17 protein-coding genes are annotated in these 17,130 nt (G+C 71.2%); 11 read left to right on the forward strand and 6 right to left on the reverse strand.

Features of this window, described 5'->3' with window-relative positions; genetic code table 11:
* The first annotated feature begins 429 nt into the window (after positions 1–429).
* The 3 genes from HY049_00775 to HY049_00785 are packed head-to-tail and all read left to right on the forward strand — an operon-like array spanning position 430 to position 3,615.
* Positions 430–1,326 carry a lysophospholipid acyltransferase family protein gene (locus HY049_00775; GenBank protein MBI3447442.1) on the forward strand — a complete coding sequence of 299 codons (897 nt, stop codon included), beginning with the start codon at positions 430–432 and terminating at the stop codon, positions 1,324–1,326.
* Positions 1,319–2,551, forward strand: a complete 1,233-nt coding sequence (locus tag HY049_00780; GenBank protein ID MBI3447443.1) for a beta-ketoacyl-[acyl-carrier-protein] synthase family protein — start codon at positions 1,319–1,321, stop codon at positions 2,549–2,551. Before HY049_00775 ends, HY049_00780 begins: the two co-directional genes overlap by 8 nt.
* Positions 2,548–3,615, forward strand: a complete 1,068-nt coding sequence (locus HY049_00785) for a hypothetical protein (GenBank protein ID MBI3447444.1) — start codon at positions 2,548–2,550, stop codon at positions 3,613–3,615. Before HY049_00780 ends, HY049_00785 begins: the two co-directional genes overlap by 4 nt.
* Here HY049_00785 and HY049_00790 read toward each other — a convergent pair.
* Positions 3,593–4,810 carry an acyl--CoA ligase gene (locus HY049_00790; protein MBI3447445.1) on the reverse strand — a complete coding sequence of 406 codons (1,218 nt, stop codon included), beginning with the start codon at positions 4,808–4,810 and terminating at the stop codon, positions 3,593–3,595. The two genes, HY049_00785 and HY049_00790, sit on opposite strands and share 23 nt — an antisense overlap.
* Positions 4,811–5,040: 230 nt before the next feature.
* Between HY049_00790 and HY049_00795 the strand changes: the two genes are divergently transcribed.
* Positions 5,041–6,003 (forward strand): PHP domain-containing protein, encoded by a 963-nt coding sequence (locus tag HY049_00795; GenBank protein ID MBI3447446.1) that lies wholly within the window; start codon positions 5,041–5,043, stop codon positions 6,001–6,003.
* Here HY049_00795 and HY049_00800 read toward each other — a convergent pair.
* Positions 5,897–6,745, reverse strand: coding sequence for a polysaccharide deacetylase family protein (locus tag HY049_00800; protein MBI3447447.1), 849 nt, complete (start codon positions 6,743–6,745; stop codon positions 5,897–5,899). The genes HY049_00795 and HY049_00800 overlap by 107 nt on opposite strands.
* Positions 6,746–6,789: 44 nt before the next feature.
* Here HY049_00800 and HY049_00805 point away from each other — a divergent pair, with 44 nt between their 5' ends.
* The 3 genes from HY049_00805 (at position 6,790) to HY049_00815 (ending at position 10,794) form a co-directional block, all read left to right on the forward strand.
* The gene (locus HY049_00805; GenBank protein MBI3447448.1) at positions 6,790–9,237 is read left to right on the forward strand and encodes an MMPL family transporter; all 2,448 of its coding nucleotides are present in this window, start codon (positions 6,790–6,792) and stop codon (positions 9,235–9,237) included.
* Positions 9,238–9,363: 126 nt separating this feature from the next.
* Positions 9,364–9,651: a HigA family addiction module antidote protein gene (locus HY049_00810; protein ID MBI3447449.1), complete on the forward strand. Its 288-nt coding sequence runs from the start codon at positions 9,364–9,366 to the stop codon at positions 9,649–9,651.
* A gap of 114 nt (positions 9,652–9,765) precedes the next feature.
* Positions 9,766–10,794 carry a TIGR03067 domain-containing protein gene (locus tag HY049_00815; protein MBI3447450.1) on the forward strand — a complete coding sequence of 343 codons (1,029 nt, stop codon included), beginning with the start codon at positions 9,766–9,768 and terminating at the stop codon, positions 10,792–10,794.
* Between the two features lie 13 nt (positions 10,795–10,807).
* Here HY049_00815 and HY049_00820 read toward each other — a convergent pair whose 3' ends face one another.
* From HY049_00820 to HY049_00835, 4 genes are read right to left on the reverse strand one after another with little or no spacing between them, the layout of a single operon-like run.
* Positions 10,808–11,758, reverse strand: a complete 951-nt coding sequence (locus HY049_00820; protein ID MBI3447451.1) for a branched-chain amino acid transaminase — start codon at positions 11,756–11,758, stop codon at positions 10,808–10,810.
* Complete coding sequence (locus tag HY049_00825; GenBank protein ID MBI3447452.1) at positions 11,721–12,440, reverse strand: glycosyltransferase family 2 protein; 720 nt, start codon at positions 12,438–12,440, stop codon at positions 11,721–11,723. The genes HY049_00820 and HY049_00825 overlap by 38 nt, the downstream gene beginning before the upstream one ends.
* Before the next feature lie 4 nt (positions 12,441–12,444).
* The gene (locus HY049_00830) at positions 12,445–12,846 is read right to left on the reverse strand and encodes a hypothetical protein (GenBank protein ID MBI3447453.1); all 402 of its coding nucleotides are present in this window, start codon (positions 12,844–12,846) and stop codon (positions 12,445–12,447) included.
* The gene (locus HY049_00835; GenBank protein MBI3447454.1) at positions 12,833–13,126 is read right to left on the reverse strand and encodes an acyl carrier protein; all 294 of its coding nucleotides are present in this window, start codon (positions 13,124–13,126) and stop codon (positions 12,833–12,835) included. The genes HY049_00830 and HY049_00835 overlap by 14 nt, the downstream gene beginning before the upstream one ends.
* A gap of 79 nt (positions 13,127–13,205) precedes the next feature.
* On the opposite strand from HY049_00835, the gene HY049_00840 reads away from it, so the two are divergent.
* From HY049_00840 to sdhA, 4 genes are all read left to right on the forward strand, one after another.
* Positions 13,206–13,859 carry a DUF4410 domain-containing protein gene (locus HY049_00840; protein ID MBI3447455.1) on the forward strand — a complete coding sequence of 218 codons (654 nt, stop codon included), beginning with the start codon at positions 13,206–13,208 and terminating at the stop codon, positions 13,857–13,859.
* A 219-nt stretch (positions 13,860–14,078) separates the two neighbouring features.
* Complete coding sequence (locus tag HY049_00845; protein ID MBI3447456.1) at positions 14,079–14,555, forward strand: cytochrome c-type biogenesis protein CcmH; 477 nt, start codon at positions 14,079–14,081, stop codon at positions 14,553–14,555.
* A 113-nt stretch (positions 14,556–14,668) separates the two neighbouring features.
* Entirely contained in the window at positions 14,669–15,304 is a 636-nt protein-coding gene (locus HY049_00850; GenBank protein ID MBI3447457.1) for a succinate dehydrogenase cytochrome b558 subunit, read from the forward strand.
* A gap of 2 nt (positions 15,305–15,306) precedes the next feature.
* Positions 15,307–17,127 carry a succinate dehydrogenase flavoprotein subunit gene (gene sdhA / locus HY049_00855; GenBank protein ID MBI3447458.1) on the forward strand — a complete coding sequence of 607 codons (1,821 nt, stop codon included), beginning with the start codon at positions 15,307–15,309 and terminating at the stop codon, positions 17,125–17,127.
* Positions 17,128–17,130 lie beyond the last annotated feature (3 nt).

A 17,130-nucleotide genomic window follows, 5' to 3' on the forward strand; every position in this document is an offset into this window, starting at 1 on the left:
AGAGACAGGGTCTGGCTGAACAGGCTCGCCACGCGTACCATAGGGCCGTCCTCCGGGTTGCGGTGTCATCACTATCGTCCTCGTCAGACGAGATGATGCCGCATCCGGGGGATTCCTCAAACCGATCTTGGACAGGTGTGGCGGTCGATGTGCTCTGTTTGGTACTACACTTCGTGATCCTCGTCAACAAAAATCTTGTCGGTAAATCGCACTTGTAACCTGAACCTCTAAGCGAGTTCGAATCACGCTCGACAGGTTACGATTGTTAGTCAATGTCCCAGAATGTCCCATTGTGTGCCCACGCGAACGATCTCCCGCCCGACCACGTGCTCCGAATCCTCGAGTGAGCACCCCTGCGTTGCGCATCGCGGTCATCGACGCTTCCCCGGTCCCCGCCCCCCACCCCCTCCCGTGTTACGATCCCCCGCCATGGCCGGGACCCGGGAAGCGCGCTGGTACACGCACCCCTTCAACACCGATCGATCGTGGCGGTTGATCCTCGGCGTCATGCCCCGCGTCCCCGCCCCGCTCCGCGCGCCGATCCACCACGCCGTCACGACGGTCTTCTTTCTCGCGATGGGGAACGAGCGGCGCGCCGCGAAGAGAAACGTCGAGCGCATCACCGGCGAGCGCGGCGCGAGGAGCCTCGCGGCGACGTACCGGCTCTTCCTCAACTACAGCCGCTTCCTCGTCGCCTACACCGAGATGCCGCCGCACGCGCGAACCCCCGACGACCTCGCCGCACGCATCGCCGGCACCGACGACGCCCTCAGGACTCTGCGCGCCGCGCTCGCCGCGGGGAAGGGGCTCATCCTCGCCGGCGTGCACCTCGGGCAATGGGACCTCGCCCTCGTCCTTCTCGCGCGCCTCGGCATCCCCGTGACGGTCGTGATGCGGCGCGAGGATGAGGAAGCGGCGCGGCATGCTGCCGCGGTGAGAGAGGCGGCGGGGATCCGCATCGTCCACCCCGGGGATTCGGCGTGGCTCGGCGTCGAGCTGCTCGCGGCGCTGCGGCGCGGGGAGATCGTCGCGCTCCAGGCCGACCGGGCGTACGGCGAGCGCACGGCGCACGTGACGCTCTTCGGCGGGGACGTCGCGATCCCCGCGGGGCCGTGGGATCTCTCCCGCGCCTCCGGCGCGCCGATCCTGACGGCGGTGGCGGTCATCGAAGGACCCCGGACGTACCGGTTCGTCTGCGGCGACGCGCTCGACGCGACGGCGGGCGGAGTCGAGAGGCTCGCGGCGGAGATGGAGACGCTCATCGCGCGCCATCCGGAGCAGTGGTTCAACTTCTACGACGTGTGGGGAGAACCGCGCCGTGCGTGACGCGCCGGCAGGACACCGCGTCGCCGTCACGGGGCTCGGCGTCCTGTGCTCCCTCGGACGGGGAGTCGACGCCGTGTGGGAGGCGATCGCCTCGGGGCGGCGAGGGTTCGGAGCCGTCACCCTCTTCGACACGTCGGGGGTGCCGGCCGTTCCCGTCGCGGGGGTGAAGGAGATTCCCGCCGAGACGCGCGTGCCGGGGAGGACGCGTATCGAGAAGTTCCTCTTCGCCGCCGCCGACGAGGCGGCCGCGAGCGCGGGGCTCACGGGAAGCGACGCCCTCGGCGGTTTCGGCGTCGCGATCGGAACGTCGAACGGCGGCATGCTCGAGGCGGAGACCTGGTACGAGAGGCGATTCGTCGAGCGGAGCGCCGGCCGGCGCGTGGCTCCCTCCGCGGGCCCGGCCTTGCGGCTTCCCGGCTCCGCGCTCACCGACGCAATGGCGGCGCGCTTCTCGCTGCGCGGCCCGCGCCTCACCAACACGACGGCCTGCTCGTCGTCGGCGGGGGCCATCGCCTCGGCGGCGGCGCGCGTGCGGGACGGCGACGCCGCCGGGATGATCGCGGGGGGCGGGGACTCGCTCTGCCGCCTCACGTACTCGGGGTTCGGCTCGCTGCGCCTGATGGATCCTGTCGGGTGCCGGCCGTTCGATCGCTCGCGGCGCGGGCTGACGCTCGGCGAGGGGGCCGGGATTCTCGTCCTCGAGGCGTGGGCGCACGCCCGCGCGCGCGGCGTGCGCCCTCTCGCGGAGATCCTCGATCACGGCGCGACGTGCGACGCGCACCACATGACGGCGTCGCATCCGGAGGGGCGCGGCATGGCGGCGGCGATGCGCGAGGCGCTCGCGCGCGCCGGCGTCGGCGCCCATTCGATCGCGTGCGTGAACGCGCACGGGACGGCGACGCCGGTCAACGACGCCGCGGAGGCGAGGGCGATCGAGGAGGTCTTCGGCGCGCCACCGCGCCCGGCGGTCAGCTCGACGAAGTCGATGCACGGGCACCTGCTGGGCGGGAGCGGTGCCGTCGAGGCGGTCATCACGATCCTCTCGATCCTGAACGGCGCGGTCCCGGCGACGGCGGGGCTCGAGGATCCGGAAGGCCTCGGCGGCGTCGATCTCGTCGCGGGGTCGGCGCGCCCGGCGACGATTGGCTTCGCCCTCTCGAACAGCTTCGGCTTCGGCGGCGGCAACGTCGTGCTTCTTTTCGCGTCGGCGCGGGAGGGGGCGTGAGCCGCGTCGTCGTGACCGGCCTTCACGTCGCCTGCGCGGCGGGGGAGGGGACGTCGGCGCTCGAGGCGGCGCTCGTGAAGGGGGAGCCCCTCGGCGGCCGCGTGGCGAGGATGGCGGGGTTCGATCCGGAGCGCGCGCTCAAGGGAGGAGCCGCGCGGCGGATGTCCGCGGAGAGCCGGGTCGTCACGGCATCTTTTCTCGCTGCCGCCGCCGACGCCGGCTGCGCCGCGCGGCCGGTCCCGCCCGAGCGCACCGGCACCTTCCTCGGCAGCGCCTTCGGATCGCTGAGCGTGACGTGCGACTACCTCCGCGGGATCCTCCAGGACGGGATGGCCGCCGCGAGCCCGGCCCTTTTCGCGGAATCGCTCGCGAGCGCTCCCCTCGGCCACGCCACGATGGCCCTCGACGCGCGCGGCCCGAGCTTCGGATTCACCTCGGGGGACGTCTCGATGATCGCCGCCCTCGACGAGGCGCGGCGCGCGATCGAGTCGGGGAGGATCGACCGCGCCTACGTCGCGGCCTTCGAGCTGATGCCCGACGTCCTGATCGAGCTCTTCTCGCGCCTCGCCGTGCGGGGCGGGCGGCCGCTCCACGCCGGCGAGGGGGTGGCGACGCTCGTCCTCGAGGGGGAGGAGACGGCTCGGGAGACGGGAGCGAAGGTTCGCGGCGCGGTCTCAGGCACGGCGCTCGCCGGCGATCCCGCCGCGTCGCCGACGGACTGGAGCCACGATCCCCGGGCGTGGGGTGCGCCGTGCGATCGCGCGCTGGCGCAGGCTGCCGCTGCCGAGGGCTCCCTCCCTCCGCTCGCGGCGATCGTGATTCAGGCCCCTCCATCGCCTGCGGCGCGCGCCGAACGTTCCGCGCTCGACGGCATCCTCACCGCGCGGGGGCGCGCCGAGATCGTGGACGTGCACCGCGTCGTCGGGGATTTCGCCGGGGCGGGAGGCATCGCGATCGCCGCAGCGGTGATCCTCGCGAGGCGCCGCGGCGGGCACGTCCTCGTCAGCGCCGGGTCCTGGGGAGGCGCGACGGGCGCCGCCGTCATTTCCCCGTCAGGAGCTTGAGGCGATTGATCTTCCCGCGGCGGGTGCGCGGGATCTTCCCGACGAGGCGGATGGCTCTCGGCACCTTGTGCCCCGACAGCCTCACCGACAGGGCGGCGCGGATCGACTCGGGGTTCGCCCCGCGCCGCGCCACGACCCAGGCCGCGAGCGTCTCGCCGCGGAGCGTGTCGCGCACACCCAGTGCGACCGCGTCATCCACGTTCTCGAGGGAGAGGAGCGCGAGCTCGACCTCCCGGGGGTTCACCTTGCGCCCCGAGACGTTCACCAGCGACGAGAGGCGCCCCGTGAGGTGGACGCGCCCGGCCTCGTCGATCCTCGCGAGGTCTGCGGTACGAAATCTCCCGCCGGCGAGATCGCTCGAGGGGGCGGGGACGTAGCCGGCGCAGACGGCGGGGCCCTCGACGACGAGGCGCCGCGCCCTTCGATCGAGCGTGAGAGTGACGCCGCGGACGGGCCGGCCGACGCGCCCCTCCGTCTCGCCCGCGCCCTCCTCGCTGTCGAACGCGATCGCCCCCGCCTCCGTCGTGCCGTAGAGGACCCAGACCGGAACGCCGAAGCGCTCGCGGAAGGCCGCCGCGCTCTTCGCCTGGAGCGGCGCCCCCGCCGAGACGCATCCTCGCAGTCGGAGCGGCGAGGCGCCGGCGCCGGGGTGCCGCGACAGGAGATCAATAAGGTAGGGGACGGCCGACAGGAGGACGGGGCGGCGCGAGCGCAGGGCCCGGAGCACGAGGGAGGGGAGGGGACGCTCGAGGAGAATCGCGGGGGTCCCCTGGAGGAGGAGCGGCATGACGATGTTGCCGAAGCCGTAGGCGTGCCCCAGGGGAACGGCGGCGATGCTCGCGTCCCCGGGGCGGAGGCCGGTGGCGGCGAGGATCGCCCGGCCGTCGGCGATCGCCTGCGCCGGCGTGACGAGGGCGCCGCGCGGCGCTCCGGTCGTGCCGCTCGTGAGCCGGATCATCGCGGCGCCGGGAAAGCGGAGCGGATTTGTCGAGCCGCGCTCGACGCGGAGGCGCCCCTCGCGGAAGGTGAGGATCGCCGCGGGGCGGAAGGTGCGGCGGAAAGCGTCGATCTCGGCGGCCGTCGCGCTTTCGTCCACGGGAAGGAAGACCGCCTCCTTCTCCCAGACGGCGAAGGTGGCGGCGAAGAAGGCCGGGCGGGTGCCGAGGGGGGCCATCACGACGTCGCCGCGCCTCACCCCGGCGGCGTCGAGCTCCGCCCGCGCCTCCCGGGCGCGGCGCAGGAGATCCCCGACCGTGATCCACGCTCCGCCGGGGCGCGCCCGCAGGGCCGGGCGCGACTTCCCGGCGCGCGCGAGGCGATCGATCGCCTTCCGGAGCGCGTTCAGGCGGCCGACCCTGCCGCGCGGGGCGTGCTACCATCGCGCGTTTTTCCGCGAAACTCGACGCGCGTCCCCCGGAGGAGCGCTTGCCGACGAAGGGCCTGAGGAAGGTCGATCTTCATCTCCACACGGTATTCTCGAACTTCCGGCATCTCAAGATCCTCAGGGCCCGCGACTCGTACAACGACCCCCTCAAGGTCTACGAGCGGTGCCGCGCCCTCGGGATGGACTACGTCGCGATCACCGACCACGACACTCTCGACGGCGCCCTCGATCTCCTCGCGCGCCGCCCCGACCTCGAGCCGACGGTCATCGTCGGCGAGGAGGTCGAGACCTGGTTTCCCGAGACCGGGCAGTGGATCCACGTCAACGTCTTCGGTCTCGACGAGGCGGCGCACCGCGACATCACGCACCTCAGGCCCGACGTCCGCGAGCTGGTCGGCTGGCTGCGCGCGAAGGGGCTCCCGCACGTCCTCAACCATCCGCTGCAGAGCTACCGGCTCCAGCGCGCGCCGATGAAGTACGTCGAGGAGGTCCTCTCCCTCTTCACGCACGTCGAGGTGGGGAACGCCACGCTTCCCGTCGCGCAGAACCGGACCGTCTCGCGCATGGTCGAGTACGGGAGGCGCCGGGGCCTGCCGTCGGTGGGAGTGGGTGGAAGCGATGCGCACGGCCTCGGGACGCTCGGCTCGTACGTGACGGTCGCCGCCGGCGACACGAAGGGGGAGTGGCTCGCCTCGGTGAAGGAGGGGCGGTGCGCCGCGGCGGGGAAGGAGATCGGCTTCACCGGGATGCTGGGCGAGGTCTACGCGATCGTCGGCCGCTACTACCAGCGCCTCGGCACCCAGGAGGGGCGACGCGAGATGGGGGCGGTGAACTACGCCGCCGCCGCGGGGTTCGTGCCGGCCTGCCTCCTCGGCGTGCCGCTCGCCTTCAACGTCCTCAGCTTCGTCGGGACGACGGGGCTCTCGGGCCTCGTCCATCTCGGGCTTCAAGGCGCGGAGCGCGAGGCGCTTCGAGAGGCGGTGTCAGAAGAGACTCGAGGCTGACGGCGGCGAGCCCCTTCGCGCGGACGACGGCGAGCATCGCGTCGATCCACGAGAGCGACAGGGGGCCGCCGCCATGCCGCCCCTCGATCCCCTCGTGGAAGAGGACGATGTCCCCGCCGCGCAGGCGCGCCGCCACGCGCCGCGTCACGCGCGCCGCGTCGCGCGACACGGTGTCGTACGAGCGCACCGACCACGTGGCCTGCTTCAGCCCGTACGCCTCGAGGATCTCGGCGAGGTGGAGGTTCTTGTGACCCATCGGCGGCCGGAACCACGCCGGCGGCTTCCCCGTGAGGCTCCCGAGGATCGCCTGGGCGCCTCCCACCTCCACGTGCGCGCCGCGCCGCGTCATCACGGACCATCTCTTCGGGTGCGTGAGCGTGTGGTTCCCGATCGTGTGGCCGGCGGCGTCGATCTTCTTCACGAGGTTCGGGTGCGCCGCGGCGCGGCGCCCCACGAGGAAGAAGGTGGCCTTCACCCGCCCCGCGTCGAGCCTCTCGAGGAGCAGCTCCGTCTCGCCGTCGCGCGGCCCGTCGTCGAAGGTGAGGGCGACCCGGTCCGGCTCCCCCTCGGCGCGGCGCACGTTCCTGGCGAGGAGGGCGCTCCCGGGGCGGAGGATCTCCGCGGTGATCCCGGCCTGCACCACCCCCCACGCGGCGAGCGCGGGCCAGCGCGCGGCGGGAATGGCGAGCGCGCCGAGCGCGACGAGATGCGACGCGGCCGCGACACGGGGAAGAAGGGGCATCGCGCGGCATTCTACCGCGAGAGGCGCGGCGCCGGGCTCGGGCGTTGAGCGGGATCCTCGGGCGGCTCGCGCGCTTCGCCGCCGATCATCGCGGGGCGGTGATCGCGGCGTACCTCCTGGTGAGCGCGGCTCTCTTCGCCTCGAGCCTTTCCATCCGGCTCGAGACGTCGATCACCGACCTGCTGCCGCGCGGGACGGCGTCGGCCGATGACCTGCGCGCCTTCCTCGCCTCCGGCGGGACGCTCGATCGACTCTTCATCTCGATGGGGAGGCGGACGGCGTCGGGAGACGACGCGGAGGTGCTGGCCGGCGCGGCCGAGGAGTTAGCCGCCGAGCTGCGCGCCTCCGGCCTCGTGCGCGACGTCCGCTACGGCGTCGACGAGGAGGATCTCGATCGCCTCGGCCGCTTCGGGATCGAGCACCTTCCCGTGCTCGTCGACCCCGGCAGGATCGACGCGCTCGCCGAGCGGCTCACCCCTTCGGCGATCCGCGAGGCGGTCGCCGCGATCGGACGCCGCGCGACCCTCCCCGGGTTCGGGGGTCCCATCGAGGATTTCGCGGCCCGGGATCCCCTGGGGCTGCTCACCGTCCTCGGCGCGCCGGAAGGCGGCGGCGCCTTCCGCCCCGATCCGGAGTCGGGGCTCTTCCTCTCGAAGGACGGCCGCCGCCTCATGATCGTCGCGGAGCCCTCCGCGCCGCCGACCGAGATCGACTTCAGCCGACGCCTGATGGCGACCGTCGCGACGATCGAGTCGAACGTGCGCACCCTCCCCGGGGGCGCGGATCTCGTCTTCGATCACGCGGGCGGCCACCTCTTCGCGCTCGAGGACGAGAGGCGCGTGCGGCACGACGCCGCCTTCACGAGCCTCTTCTCCTTCGCCGGCGTGGGCCTCATCTATCTCTTCGTCATCCGGCGCCCGGCGCTCTGGCTCGCCATCCTCGTCCCGCTCGTGATGGCCACGGTGTGGACGCTCGGCCTCGCCGCGATCCATCCCGGGCACCTCAACATGGTCACCGTCTGCTTCGCGGCGGTTCTCCTCGGCATCGGCGACGACGCGATGCTGCACATCTACCTGCGCGAGCGGGAGGAGCGCGCCGCGGGCCTCGCGCCGCGCGACTCCGTGGCGGCGGCGCTCCGCGCCACCGGGCCGGCGGCCGTCGTCGCGACGCTTGCCACCGCGGCGGCGTTCCTCTCGCTGTCGTTCGTGAGGTTCCGCGGCCTGGCGGAGCTGGGCGTCATCGGCGCGATCGGGATGGCGACGCTCCTCGTCGGCGTGATCTTCTTCTTCCCCGCGGCGCTCGCCCTTCTCGGCGAGCGGGAGGCGCGGGCGCCGGCTCCGTCGATCCGGCTGCCCGTGGCGGCGCTGCTCCGCGCGTACGACAAGGCGGCGGAGCGGCGGCGATCCGTTCTCCTCGGCATGGGCGCGCTCACCGCGGCGATGCTCGTCGCGGGATTCGGGGTCGGCGTCTCCACCGATCTCCGGTCGATCCGCGGGGAAGATCCGGCCGCCGCGGGGATGACGCGCGTGCTCGCCCCTTTCGGCGCCGGGGGCGCGTCCGAGTCGATGGCGATCATGGGCGGGGACGCCGGGGCGATCGCGGACTTCTGCCGCGAGAGCGTGGCCGCCCGCCGCATCACCGCGTGCGAGAGCGCCGCGCTGCCGACGCCGCCCGCGCCGGTCCAGCGCGCCCGCTTCGAGAAATCGTCGACCCTCCCATGGGAGGCGGCGGTGGCGACGCTCGAGGACGAGGCGCGCGCCGCGGGAATGAACGCGTCGTTCTTCGCCCCGTTCACGGACGCCGCGCTCCGCTACGCCGACTTCCCGTCGGTCGCGGTCGAGCCCGGCGCGTCGCGCTCCGGCGCCCCTTCGACGACGATCTTCTTCGAGGATCAGGCCTCCGCCGCGGCCATCGCGGCCGACATCCGCGCGCGCGCCGGCGGCGTGCGCATCGCGTCGATCGCCCTCGTCGCGTCGGACCTGAGCCGGGTCCTCGCCGAGGACTTCCGCCGCGCCGCGTGGATCGTCGCCGTCGTGATCGCCGCGTTGATGCTCGCCGCCTTCCGGCGCGTTCGGGCGTCGGCCCTCACGCTCCTGCCAGTGGCGATCGGAACGATCTGGATGCTCGGCACGGCGCGGCTTCTGGGCGTCGAGCTGAACCTGATGTCGCTGATGGGGATGCCCGTCGTGTTCGGCCTGGGGGTGGACTTCGGCGTCTACCTCGTGGACCGCTGGCGCGCCGAAGGGGGAGACCCGCGCGCCGCCCTCGCCGGCGCGGGGCCGGCCGTCCTCGTCACCGGCCTCACGACGCTCGCCGGCTTCGCGGCGTTGCTGTCGGCCGATCTCGCGGGACTCAGGTCGCTCGGGTTCACGGTGGTCGCGGGGGCCGGGTACACGCTGCTCGCGGCGCTGATCGTCGTGCCGCTTTTGCTGGCGGGGCCGAAGGACGGCGTCTCCGACAGGGAACGAGTCCGGGGACGGGACATTGCATGATTACCGTGCAACAGTGCTATCCTCCGAAAGTTCGCCAGGCCGCCGTGGAACAGCTCGATGTGCTCAACGCATCTGAGACATTCCCGGCTCGTCGACCATGACTGAACTGAAGAGGACGGTACCCTGATGATTCCAACGCATCGCGTTCCGACACACCCGGGTCGAATTCTGCTCGGACAGTTCCTCGAGCCCCTCGGGATCACTCAGGTGGCGTTCTCGCAGCACATCGGGGTGTCGCTCCAGAGGGTGAACGAGATCATCCGTGGCAAGCGCGGAGTCACTCCCGAGACGGCATGGCTGTTCGCCCAGGCGCTCGGAACGACGCCGCAGTTCTGGATCAATCTCCAGGCGCTTCACGATCTCGCCAGGGCGCGCCCGAAACGTGCGGTCAGAAGGCTGAAGAAAGCGGTTTGACGCGCGCCGAGCCCGTTCCGTAGAATGGAACCCGGCTGGAAGGAAGTTGCGGCCCCTCTCATCACCTCCGTGCCGCCCGATTGCGGACCCAGGGCGCAAAGCATGGGGTGAATCATGGCCAGGAAGCTTCCCGCAAGACCGAATCTCGATCACCTTCGCCGCCAGGCGAAGGCGCTGCTCGCGTCCCTGAATGAAGGCGACGAGGCGGCTGCCCGCGAGTTCAAGAAGAACCTTCCCTCCGCGGGCGTGATGACGACCGCCCAGATCCTCAAGGCCGGGCTGCGCCTCGCCGACGCGCAGTCGGCGATCGCACGGAAGTCCGGCTTCGAGAGCTGGCCGAAGCTGGCGCGGCACGTCTCGCAGCTCCGGGAGCTGGAAGGAGTCTGGGAGTTCGCGAGCCTGGAGATCGAAGGGTCGGCCGTGCCGCGGGCGATGCTCGGTTCATCGCGCCTGGTGATCGACGGCGATCTCTTCCGGACCGAGTCCCCCGACGCGATCTACGAGGGTGTCTTCAACATCGACGTCGAGGTCGAGCCGCACCACATCGACATCGAGTTCGTGGCGGGCCCCGAGGCGGGAAACTGGTCGTACGGGATCTACGAGCTCTCGAGGGACTCCCTGACGATCTGCCTCGGCCTCACCGGTGCGAAGCGCCCGGTGAGATTCGCGACGGCCCCGGGATCCGGCCACGCGCTCGAGACGCTCGTGCGGCGGCGCAGCGGCGCCCTGAAGCTGGACCCCGAGAAGGCGGTCACCCCCTTCGAGCCGAGCCCCCCCGAGCTTCTCGCCCCCCTCTCGGGCTCGTGGCGCCCCGAGTCGGTGATCCTCGACGGGCAGGCGCTGCCCGCGGAGATGCTGAAGTACGGCAAGCGCGTCGTGACCGGCAACCACACCCTCGTCACCTTCGGCGGGCCGCCGATCCTCGACGGCCTCACGCGCGTCGACACGTCGAAGGAGCCGTGGGAGATCGATTACCTCCACGCGGCAGGGATGCAGGCGGGAAAGATCCAGCGCGCCATCGCGCGCGTCGACTTGGGAAGGGCCGAGTTCTGCATGGCCCCCGCCGGGGAGCCGCGCCCGACGCGCTTCGACGGGAAGAAGGGGACCGGCTGGTCGCTCAGCGTCTGGCGGCGCGCGAAATGAGCGGAGGGGTCGCTCAGGTCACAGCCGGGGCGACCCCGCTCCTCACGTACGTCAGCCACCCGCGCGGATCGGGCGCCTCCCCCTTCACCGTCGCGAGGTAGCGGCGCTGGAGCTCGAGCGTGACGGGCCCGGGGCGCCCGGCGCCGACCGGGATCTTGTCGACGCTCCGGACGGGCGTGACCTCGGAGGCGGTCCCCGTCAGGAAGACCTCGTCGGCGGTGTAGAGGAGATCGCGCGGCATCGCCTGCTCTATCACCGGGATCTTCGCGTCGCCCGCGAGCGCGAGGATCGTCGAGCGCGTGATCCCGGGGAGCATCGTGCCGTCGATCGGGGGCGAATGGAGCGCGCCGTCGATCACCAGGAAGAGGTTCTGCCCCGACCCCTCGCTCAACATCCCGCCGGGGCCGAGGGCGATCGCCTCGGCGAAGCCGTTCGCGAGCGCCTCGAGCTTGATGAGCTGCCCCCCCAGGTAGTTCCCCGCGATCTTCGCGGCGGCGGGAAGCGTGTTCGGCGCCATCCTGTGCCAGCTCGAGACGCAGGCGTCCACACCGTTCTTGAGCGCGTCGTCGCCGAGGTACGCCCCCCACGGCCAGCAGGGGAGGTAGACCTCGATCGGGCTGGCGAAGGGGATCATGCTCGCCGCGCCGTACCCTCTCACGACCATCGGCCGGATGTAGCACGAGTCCATGCGGTTCAGCTCGACGAGGCGGCAGCAGGCGGCGGCGAGATCGTCGATCGAGTAGGGGATCTCGATGCGGTAGATCTTGCACGAGTTGACGAGGCGCTTCAGGTGATCGCCCAGCCGGAAGATGGCCGGGCCCTTCGGCGTCGCGTAGCAGCGCATCCCCTCGAAGGCCGCCGAGCCGAACTGCATCGAGTGCGAGAGGACGTGGACCTGAGCCTCCCCCCACGCGATGAACTTGCCGTCACGCCAGATCCACTCGGTCTCGGTCAGCTTGTGCATGGGCTCCTCGATGAGAAGACGATAGACACGCGACGACCACCGTCCGGCACATCCTGTACGTGTCGAGCCAGGGGCGGTAATGGCTCGTCGCCCGGCCGTCGGCGGCGAGGACGCGGATGGGCAGCGGGACGACGCGGAAGCCGTCGAGGCCGGCGAGCATGAGGATCTCGACCTCGGCGTCGTAGGAGCGGCGCCGGAAGCTCACCGCCTCGAGGAGCTCCCGCGTGTAGAGGCGGAATCCGCACTGCGTGTCGGGGAGGGCGGGGCCGCGGAAGAAGCGGACCGCGGCGCACGAGAAACGGTTGCCGAACCTCCGGGCGCCGGACATCGCCTCCCACGCGCCCACGCGCGCGCCCACGACGAGATCGGCGGCGCTCTCGCGCCGCGCCCTCACGAACGCGGGGATCTCGGCGGGGTCGTGCTGTCCGTCGGCGTCGAGCGTGACGATCGCCGACGCGCCGCGCGCGAGGAGCCGTGAGAAGCCGGTCGCGAGCGCCGCCCCCTTCCCCAGGTTCATTTCGTGGCGGACGACCGCCGCCCCGGCCGCCCGGGCCACCTCCCCCGAGGCGTCGGTCGAGCCGTCGTCGACGACGAGGACCTCGCCGACGTGGGGGAGCGACTCCCGGACGACCTTCGAGATCGTCGCGGCGGCGCCGTACGCGGGGATGAGCGCGGCGATCATCGCGTCACGTCCGCCTCAGCGTGATCTCGCCGTCGGCGAGGATCTCGCCCGAGGCCGACGCCCGGCACGAGAAGACGTACAGCGCGCCGAGATGCCGATCGAGATGCGCCTTCACGTCGACCCGCTCGGCGGAGGCGGGCTCGCGGCGCAGGCGCACGTTCGTCATCGCCGCGACGACGGCGCCGCCCCCTTCGGGGAGCCCCAGCCCGGCGGTCTGCGCCATCAGCTCGACGAGCAGGCAGCCGGGGAGGAAGCCGTCGGGCGTTGTCAACGAGGGGGCGTGATCGGCGCGCTCGCGGAACCCCCGCACGACACCCGCCTCGGCGTCGCGGGCCGCCGCCGTCAGAAGGATGGCCTCGGGGCCGTGGGGAAGACGCGAAAGGGGGATCGCCTCAGGCCGAGGCACGGTGCGCCGTGATGTGGCGGGCGAGGGTCTCGACCGACGTGAAGATCCTGACGACCAGCTCCGGCTCCTCGATGCGGAGGCCGTAGCGCCTCTCGACGCCGGTGACGAGCTCGAGGACGTCGATGGAGTCGAGGTCGAGCCCTCCGCCGACCAGAGGGGCGTCGTCCCCGAGGGACGCCGGGTCCACGTCTCTCAGCTTGAGGTGATCGACGATGAAGGCCTTGAGCTCGGCGCGGAGCGCCTCGTCGGTCGCGGTCGGCGCCGTGTCGCGGGTTGCCATGGGCGCGAGTCTTATACCACAATGCCGAAAAAGTCGGCAACCGCCGCGCGTTGCACGTTTCTTCCGACAGGAGGCTCACATGTCGAAGGTACGCCCCGCCCTCTGGCTCGCCCTGGCGCTCGCCACCGCCGTCGTCACCCTCGCCGGCCGGCCCGCCCGCGCCGAAGAGCAGTCGATGACCATCCGGGACGGCGTCCTCGACGAGATCGATCTCAAGGCGCTCATGCTCCCCAAGGACTCCACCGTCATCGTGCGCCTCTTCGACGCGAGCCGGGCCGACCTCGGCACCGCCGAGTCGGGGGACAACCCGAAGCGCGTCGACGCCGCGAAGATGATGCAGCGCGAGTCCCCCGACATGCTCGCGGACGCCGTCGTCGGCACGCTTCAGCTCGGCGGCGCCTTCACCGGCGCGAAGAAGACCGCCGACGCCCCCGGCGCGACGGACGTCGTCGTCGAGGGGCGATTCACCATCATCAATCCGGGTAAGAGAATCATGCGGGCCTTCGCGCCGGGCGCCGGGAAGAGCGGCATCGGGGTCGAGGGGACGGTGAAGAACGCGAAGGGAGAGGTCCTCGCGACGTTCCGGCACATGCGGAACTCCGGCATCGGGCTCGGCGGGGGGGATTACGTGAAGTTCCTGACCGACGACACGAAGGACGTCGGCCACGACATCGCGGTCTTCCTGAAGCGCTGGGCGACGGGCGGCGACCTCCACGCCGACGCGAAGAAGTAGAGGGGGTCAGCGCGCGGGCCCGCACCCCCGCGCGCTGTGCCGCACGGCGACGCGCACGGCGCGACGTCACCCACCCGCCCGTGGCGTTCATCCTCCTGATTCGATGCGATCTGCGCGCGTGCGCCAATGCGCACAGCCAGCCGGCAGCTGGCACGATGTTGGCGATCGCCCCCTTCGGGGACCTGGGTATCAATAAGGTTGGTCCCGAAGGAGGCCGTCATGAAGCGCGCCTTCGTCCTGCTCGCTGCGGTCGTCGTCGCCACGACGCTTGCGTACCCCGCGACGAAGCCGGCTCCCAAGCCGGCCACCTGGCCGCCCCAGATATCGGCCGAAGAGATGGACGTGCTGAAACAGGTGCGGGAGATCGCCGTCACACTGCGCTCCCCCTGCCACCCCGAGTTGACCGTCGCCCAGCACGACTCGCCCGTCACGCTGGCGATGAAGGCCGAGATCCGGGAGATGATCGTCGCCGGAAAGGGGCGCCGGGCCATCGTCGCGGCGCTCGTCGACAAGTATGGCGCCGGCATCCTGCCGAAGGAGATCGCGACGACCGACCTCGCCCTGATCGCGGGGGTGTCGATCTTCGCGCTGATCCTTCTCTGGGCGGTCTGGTCCCACCTCCGGACGCGCAAGCGCCCCGAGGTGCTCCACCTCGCCGACGCGCGCTGGGAGAAGCCGGGGAGCAAGGCGGCCTGACGCTTCGACCGATCGAGGCGCCCACCCCGCCGGAGGCTGATCTATAATGCGGCCGATCGTCACGAACGGCCGCAAAGCTCGGCTCTGAGCTTCCCGGAGGCACGAAAAACCCCATGGCGTCGACCTCGTTCTGGGCGCGACGTGTGCATTCGCTGACAGGCGTCGTCCCCATCGGCGCCTTCCTCCTCGAGCACTTCTACTCGAACTCGTGGGCCGCGCAGGGACGCGACGCCTACAACGGCTACGTCGAGAAGCTCACGTCGCTCCCGTACGTCCTCTTCATGGAGATCTTCCTCATCGGCCTGCCGATCGCGTTCCACGCGATCTACGGCCTCTGGATCGCGTACCAGGGGCAGTTCAACGTCGCCTCGTACCCGCACGGCCGGAACTGGATGTACGCGCTCCAGCGCGCGACGGGGATCGTCCTCGTCGCCTACATCGGCGTGCACGTGTGGGAGACGCGCATCGCGGCCGCCTTCAACCCCGCGATCAAGCACGACCTCTTCAGCCACATGCACGACATCTTCCAGTCGCCCGCCTACGTCGTCTTCTACGTCGTCGGGGTCGCGTGCGCGTCCTTCCACTTCGCCAACGGCCTCTGGACGTTCCTCATCGTCTGGGGGATCACGGTCGGCCCGCGCGGCCAGCGCCTCGCCTCGTACGCGTGCGCGGCCCTGGGCGTGGTCCTCTTCGCGATGGGGGTCAACTCGATCTTCGGATTCCTTGCCCAGGGCACGGGGGTGGCGTGAGCATGGCGAAGCCGGCGTTCATCGTCGTGGGCGGAGGCCTCGCGGGGCTGATGACGACGATCCGCCTCGCCGAGGCGGGGCACAAGGTCGATCTCCTCTCGTTCGTCCCCGTGAAGCGATCCCACTCCGTCTGCGCGCAGGGGGGGATCAACGGCGCGGTGAACGTGAAGGGGGAGGGGGACTCCCCGTGGGAGCACTTCGACGACAGCGTCTACGGCGGCGACTTCCTCGCGAACCAGCCCCCCGTGAAGAAGATGTGCGATGCGGCGCCGGGGATCATCTACCTCCTCGATCGCATGGGCGTCATGTTCAACCGCACGGCCGAAGGGCTGCTCGACTTCCGCCGCTTCGGCGGCACGAAGCACCACCGCACCGCCTTCGCCGGCGCGACGACCGGGCAGCAGATGCTCTACTCCCTCGACGAGCAGGTGCGGCGCTACGAGGTGGACGGCCTCGTGAAGAAGTACGAGTTCTGGGAGTTCCTCGCCGCCGTCATCGACGACAAGGGAGTCTGCCGCGGCTGCATCGCCCTCAACCAGATCGACATGAAGGTCCACGCGCTGCGCGCCGACGCCGTGATGCTCGCGACGGGCGGCCCGGGCGTCATCTTCGGGCGGGGCACCAACTCGACGACCTGCACCGGCACGGCCGCCTCGGCCGCCTACCAGCAGGGAGTCCACTACGCGAACGGCGAGTTCATCCAGGTCCATCCGACGGCGATCCCCGGCACCGACAAGCTGCGCCTCATGTCGGAATCCGCTCGTGGCGAGGGCGGGCGCATCTGGGTCCCGAAGGACGTCAAGGACAAGCGCTCCGCGAAGTCGATCCCGGAGTCCGAGCGCTGGTACTTCCTCGAGGACATGTACCCGGCGTACGGGAACCTCGTCCCACGCGACATCGCGAGCCGCGCGATCTACAAGGTCTGCCGCGACATGGGGATGGGAATCGGCGGCTCCGACATGGTCTACCTCGACGTGACGCACATCCCGAGGAAGGAGCTCGACCGCAAGCTCGGGGGCATCCTCGAGATCTACGAGAAGTTCGTCGGCGACGACCCGCACGACGAGCCGATGAAGATCTTCCCCGCGTACCATTACTCGATGGGGGGGATCTGGATCGACTTCGACCACATGACGAACGTGCCGGGCCTCTTCGCGGCCGGCGAGTGCGAGTACCAGTACCACGGCGCGAACCGCCTCGGCGCGAACTCGCTCCTCTCGTGCATCATCGGCGGGGAGGTCGCCGCGGCGGCGATGGCGAAGTTCGCGAACGGCCTCGAGAAGCGCAGCGAGGCGGTCGGCGCCGGAGCCTTCGACGCGGAGAAGAAGCGCCAGGAGGAGATCTACACGCGGCTCCGCGGGATGTCCGGGAGCGAAAACCCCTTCGTCCTCGGCGAGGAGCTGGCGGCGACGATGCGGAACAACGTCTCGATCGTCCGCGAGAACGACAAGCTGAAAGCGACCGACGCGAAGATCCTCGAGCTGAAGGAGCGCTTCGGCAAGCTCGGCATCCCCGACAAGGGGCAGTGGATGAACCAGTCGCTCATCTACATGAAGCAGCTCTTCAACATGCTCGAGCTCGCGCGCGTCATCGCCCTCGGCGCCCTCGCGCGCGACGAGAGCCGCGGCGCGCACTACAAGCCGGCCTTCCCCGATCGCGACGATCCGAAGTGGCTGAAGACGACGAAGGCGGCGTGGTCGGCCGGCGGCCCGGTCTTCTCGTACGAGCCGGTCGACATCTCGCTCCTCCCGCTGCGCGTCCGGAAGTACGACGTCGACAAAAAGGCGGCGGGGCCGGCGGCGACCGGCGCGGCGAAGGGGTGAGTT

Source organism: Acidobacteriota bacterium (genome assembly GCA_016195325.1).
GTDB lineage: Bacteria > Acidobacteriota > Polarisedimenticolia > JACPZX01 > JACPZX01 > JACPZX01.

Coding starts and splice junctions, on each gene's coding strand:
- HY049_00775 (MBI3447442.1), top strand. CDS start 430: ATGGCCGGGACCCGGGAAGCGCGCTGGTACACGCACCCCTTCAACACC.
- HY049_00800 (MBI3447447.1), bottom strand. CDS start 6,745: ATGCCCCTTCTTCCCCGTGTCGCGGCCGCGTCGCATCTCGTCGCGCTC.
- HY049_00810 (MBI3447449.1), top strand. CDS start 9,364: ATGATTCCAACGCATCGCGTTCCGACACACCCGGGTCGAATTCTGCTC.
- HY049_00815 (MBI3447450.1), top strand. CDS start 9,766: ATGGCCAGGAAGCTTCCCGCAAGACCGAATCTCGATCACCTTCGCCGC.
- HY049_00820 (MBI3447451.1), bottom strand. CDS start 11,758: ATGCACAAGCTGACCGAGACCGAGTGGATCTGGCGTGACGGCAAGTTC.
- HY049_00825 (MBI3447452.1), bottom strand. CDS start 12,440: ATGATCGCCGCGCTCATCCCCGCGTACGGCGCCGCCGCGACGATCTCG.
- HY049_00835 (MBI3447454.1), bottom strand. CDS start 13,126: ATGGCAACCCGCGACACGGCGCCGACCGCGACCGACGAGGCGCTCCGC.
- HY049_00840 (MBI3447455.1), top strand. CDS start 13,206: ATGTCGAAGGTACGCCCCGCCCTCTGGCTCGCCCTGGCGCTCGCCACC.
- HY049_00845 (MBI3447456.1), top strand. CDS start 14,079: ATGAAGCGCGCCTTCGTCCTGCTCGCTGCGGTCGTCGTCGCCACGACG.
- HY049_00850 (MBI3447457.1), top strand. CDS start 14,669: ATGGCGTCGACCTCGTTCTGGGCGCGACGTGTGCATTCGCTGACAGGC.
- sdhA (MBI3447458.1), top strand. CDS start 15,307: ATGGCGAAGCCGGCGTTCATCGTCGTGGGCGGAGGCCTCGCGGGGCTG.